Origin of the sequence: Natrinema pallidum DSM 3751 (assembly GCF_000337615.1) — an archaeon.
GTDB classification, from domain to species: Archaea; Halobacteriota; Halobacteria; order Halobacteriales; family Natrialbaceae; genus Natrinema; species Natrinema pallidum.
Genome location: NZ_AOII01000027.1, coordinates 1 through 4186, shown reverse-complemented (window position 1 = coordinate 4186; position 4186 = coordinate 1). Strand labels below are relative to the sequence as shown.

Annotated in this window: 4 protein-coding genes and 1 pseudogene; 4 read left to right on the top strand and 1 reads right to left on the bottom strand. The window is 64.3% G+C overall.

Annotated elements, in window-relative coordinates; translation table 11 throughout:
* Positions 1 to 269 precede the first annotated feature (269 nt).
* Positions 270 to 1001, top strand: a complete 732-nt coding sequence (gene radB, locus C487_RS03545; RefSeq protein ID WP_006184299.1) for a DNA repair and recombination protein RadB — start codon at positions 270 to 272, stop codon at positions 999 to 1001.
* A 199-nt stretch (positions 1002 to 1200) separates the two neighbouring features.
* Here the strand turns inward: radB and C487_RS03540 are convergent, their stop codons facing one another.
* Positions 1201 to 2358, bottom strand: coding sequence for a CBS domain-containing protein (locus C487_RS03540; protein WP_006184298.1), 1158 nt, complete (start codon positions 2356 to 2358; stop codon positions 1201 to 1203).
* 105 nt (positions 2359 to 2463) lie between these two features.
* On the opposite strand from C487_RS03540, the pseudogene C487_RS03535 reads away from it, so the two are divergent.
* The 3 genes and pseudogenes from C487_RS03535 to C487_RS03525 form a co-directional block, all read left to right on the top strand.
* Positions 2464 to 2753 (top strand): annotated as a pseudogene (locus tag C487_RS03535) (lycopene cyclase domain-containing protein).
* A 114-nt stretch (positions 2754 to 2867) separates the two neighbouring features.
* Entirely contained in the window at positions 2868 to 3611 is a 744-nt protein-coding gene (locus tag C487_RS03530) for a CAP domain-containing protein (protein ID WP_006184296.1), read from the top strand.
* Positions 3612 to 3729: 118 nt separating this feature from the next.
* On the top strand, positions 3730 to 4186 hold a 457-nt coding region (locus C487_RS03525), incomplete at its 3' end, for a YihY/virulence factor BrkB family protein (protein ID WP_006184295.1).

Sequence of the window (4186 nt, the reverse complement as noted above, 5' to 3'; positions counted from 1 at the left end):
CTGAGAGATATATAAATCAAATAGAGGGTGCTGTTTTCAGCCGTCTCAGTGGCTCAGCCAGGAACTCTATGGGGGTAAACACATGCGATAGTCGTAAACGTGGTTCCGCGGTCGCGGAGTTCGTTGACGACACCGTGGTAGACCTCGAAGTCCGTCGTAGCGACGACGATCACGGCTCGGACTTCGCGCCGGGGGAGAATAAACGTACCCAACCCGCGAGCGGCCGCCCGTTCCGGGGCCTTTTTGCGCATCCCATCCCAACACGAACCGTGATCGACGAGGCGATTCCGACCGGCTGTGGCCCGATCGACGAGTTGCTCGGTGGGGGGTTCGAACGCGGCACCGTCACGCAGTTGTACGGCCCGCCGGCCGCCGGGAAGACGAACCTCGCGCTGTCGGCGGCCGTGGAAACGGCCGTCGACGGCGGGACTGCGGTCTATATCGACACCGAGGGGGTGTCCGTCGACCGCTTCCAGCAGTTGCTCGAGGCAACCACCGGCCAGTCGTCGCGAGACGGGGCCGAGCCGGACGACATCGAGGCCGTCGCCTCGCGAATCGTCATCGAGGACGTACTGGACTTCGAGGAACAGGCCGAAGCCGTCCGCGACGCCGAGGAGTTCGCCGAGCGCGCGGACCTGATCGTGGTGGACAGCGCGACCGGCTTCTACCGCCTCGAGCGCACCGCAGACGGTGACGAGGGCGAGGCGCTCCGGAGCGTCACCCGGCAGGTGACGCATTTGCTCTCGCTGGCCCGAAAACACGATCTCGCGGTCGTCCTGACCAACCAGGTCTTCGCCGATCCCGATTCGGATCGGACCAAGGGACTCGGCGGCAACACCCTGGAACACTGGACCGGAACGGTCGTCCGCCTCGAGCGCTTCCGCGCCGGGAAGCGACGCGCGACACTGGAGAAACACCGCTCGAAGCCCGCCGGAGAATCGGCACAGTTCCGGATCACCGAAACCGGACTCGAGGGTGAAGACGACACGCGACGGGGCTGACACACGGTTCGGCCCGTCCCGACCGCGTTCGTTTGCCGCGGTCCGTGGTCGGATCGCAGTTCGTCCACGTTCCGGAACCGATCGGCGAGTGCGACGACCTACCGGACCCCAGTCGCTACGACCCGGTTTCCGGGTCGTCTCTCGAAAAAAAGGCGCGACCGCCGGGAGAGCCGCGAGTTCGCGCGCGGTGTGCGCCGCCTTAGATCTGGTTGAGCTTCCGCAGGAGCTGGCCGCGGTACTCCTCGTCGCTGGTGACGCCTTTGAGTTCCAAGACGTTGCGCTCGAGTTTGTCGAGCGCGACCCGGAACGAGTTCTCCGCGCCGTATCCTTCGCCGGTGCCGGCGACCTGATCCTTGTTCGTCCGCAGGCGGATCTGACACTGCACGAGCGGCGTCCCGCGGAGCTTCTCGTTGTGCTCGTGGAAGCGGACGTGAGCGTGCATCACCTGCATGTCGGCGTACTTGTCCGCGACGTCTTCGATGCTCTGGACGATCGACTCCCGGGTGATGGTATCGAGCATCGAGATGTTCGTGATCTGGACGTCCATGTGCTCTTCCTCGGTGAACGTCAGCGCGCGCAGGACGTCCGTCTTGGTGATGACGCCGGTGACGACGCGGTCGTCGTCCGCCGGCGTGACCATCAGTCCCGCGAAATCGTTCTCGAGCATCGTCTCGACGGCGTCCTTGGCGGTGGCGTCGAGCGTCGTCGTCTCGACGGGGCTCGTCATGATGTCGTAGACCGGCACGTCGAGCAGGCGCTGGGTGTCGCCGACCCGATCGCCGGTCGTCGTCGTGTGGTTCTCCCGGATGACGAAGTCGGCGATATCGTGGGTCGTCACGACCCCGGAGAGGTAGCCGTTTTCGTTCATGATCGGCAGCCGGGAGATGCCGTGCTCGCGCAGGTGGTTGATCGCCTTCCCGATCCCGTCGTCCTCGGTGAGCGTGACCGGATCGGCGGTGTAGATGTCCTCGACGGTCAGCGTATCGAGGTTCTCCAGAACCGCCTCGAGAATGGCGTCGTCGGTAATGACACCCCAGAGGTCGCCGTGCTCGAAAACCGGCGCGACCTTGGCGTTGCTCTCGACGAGCACGCGTGCGGTCTCTCTGACGTCTTCCTGCCGGTCGACCTTGGGCGACGGCGTGCTTCGGCTCGGTTTGGTGAGTGCCGCGACCTTGGCGTCGTCCTCGACGTGGGATTGGAGGATCTCCCGCTCGCTGATGACGCCCTCGTACTCCCCGTCGTCGGTGACGATGATTCCCTTGGGGTTGCCGTTCTCGAACATCGAACGGACCTTCCCCATGCGTGTTCCGACGTCGACTTCGATGTACTCCGTGGTGGCGATATCAGCGATATTCATCCTTCTAGGAGTAGCTACTGTCGCAGAGGTATTTAAGTTACTGCCCGTTTTATCGATGGGGGAGCACCCAGGGGGTTTTTGTACTAGCCGTTGAATCGGCGGCCGATGCTCGATATCAGCGTCTTCGGTCGCTACACCTACCTCCTCACGGAGGTGGTCTGGGGTACCGTCGCCGCCCTCCTGTTACGTCGCGCGAACGCGCTTCGGAAGNCTACCCGATCGCCTACGTCTGGGACCGGTACACCCTTGCCGTGGGTGTCTTCGACATCAAACTCCGGACGGGCATCGACATCGCCGGCATCCCGCTCGAGGAACACCTGTTCATGGCGGTCGTCCCCGGACTCGTCATCGGGATTCACGAGACGATCTTCGGCGACGGAGCCGCGAACTGCTGAGAGGCCCGGTTTCCGTTTTCAACGGGTCCTGTTCGCCTCGCTACGTGGACACACTGTCTCACTTCATGTAAGCGATCGCGACTGTCTTGTACCGGGAGATCGATACGTAACCTAATGGACGGTCCGCGGCTCGCGGCGACGGCAACCGATACGGCGGAGAGCACTGACCGTGCGCTGCTTCGGGGCGTCGCGACGATTCTCGTCGCCGTCGCCCTCGTCTGCTCGCTCGCGCTCGGAACGGCGCTGTTCGCGCCCACTTTCATCGACGGCCTCGGATTCGAGGACGGACCCTCGCCCAGTTCCGAACCGCCGCCGGCCGGCGAACGCACCCCCGCGGTGACCGACCCGGACGATCCCGGGAACTCGAGTTACGAGACCGATATCGAGACGATCAGGTCCCCCACCGTCGAGGACTTCGTCCACGCCGAAATCAACGAGCGTCGGGCCGAGCACGATCTCCCCCCTCTCGAGTGGGACGGGACGGTCGCGTCCGTCGCCCGCGCCCACGCGTATGATATGGCCCAAAACGAGTACTTCGAACACACGAATCCCGACGGCGAAGGACCCTACGACCGGTTCGAGGACGTCGACAGCTACTGTCGCGGGTACGGCGAGAATATCGCCATGACGTGGGTCGATCGGCGCGTCCAGCGGCCCGACAGCAACGATGTCGTCCGCTATCAGATTGCCGAGGCCCTCGCGAACGGGCTGGTCAATCAGTGGATGAACTCCACGGACCACCGGCACGCGATCCTCGAAGCGGGCGAGACGCCCCGCTGGGATCGCGCGGGTGTCGGCGTCTACATCGCCGCGGACGGCTCCGTCTACGCGGGCCAGAACTTCTGTCGCGAATGGTGACCATCGGTCGGACATACCGCCTCGAGCAGTGACGGAAGCAGCGCGAACGTGGAAAATAAACGACCGTCGGCACGGCAAACACGTACACGTTCTTAGCCCTGACCGTCGTATGGACCGTATGGCGTTTCCGGAGACACTCACGGCGATCTATCGGACGGCGAGCGACCGCGATATAAGCTTTCTCGCCGCCGGCTTCGCCTACTACGCGTTCGTTTCGCTGATCCCGCTCGTCTTGCTCGCGCTCGTGGTCGGATCGGTGGTCGGCGGCGAGCAAGCGGCCCAGCGGCTGATCACCGCCGCCGGTGATTTCCTCCCGGCGTCGGGCGAACAGTTAGTCACCGACGCGTTGACGACTGAATCGGGCCGTGCCGAGGCGACCGTCGTCGCGTTCCTCGTCGCTACCTGGGGTGCGCTCAAGGTCTTTCGCGGCTTGAGCCTCGCGTTCGACAACGTCTACGACGAAATCGCCGAGGACACCCTCGTCGATCAGATCAGGGACGGCCTCACCGTGATCGTCGCCGGTGCAGTCGCACTCGCCCTCATGATCGGGATCGGCGCGGCACTCCGGCTCCTCC

Coding starts and splice junctions, on each gene's coding strand:
- C487_RS03540 (WP_006184298.1), bottom strand. CDS start 2,358: ATGAATATCGCTGATATCGCCACCACGGAGTACATCGAAGTCGACGTC.
- C487_RS03530 (WP_006184296.1), top strand. CDS start 2,868: ATGGACGGTCCGCGGCTCGCGGCGACGGCAACCGATACGGCGGAGAGC.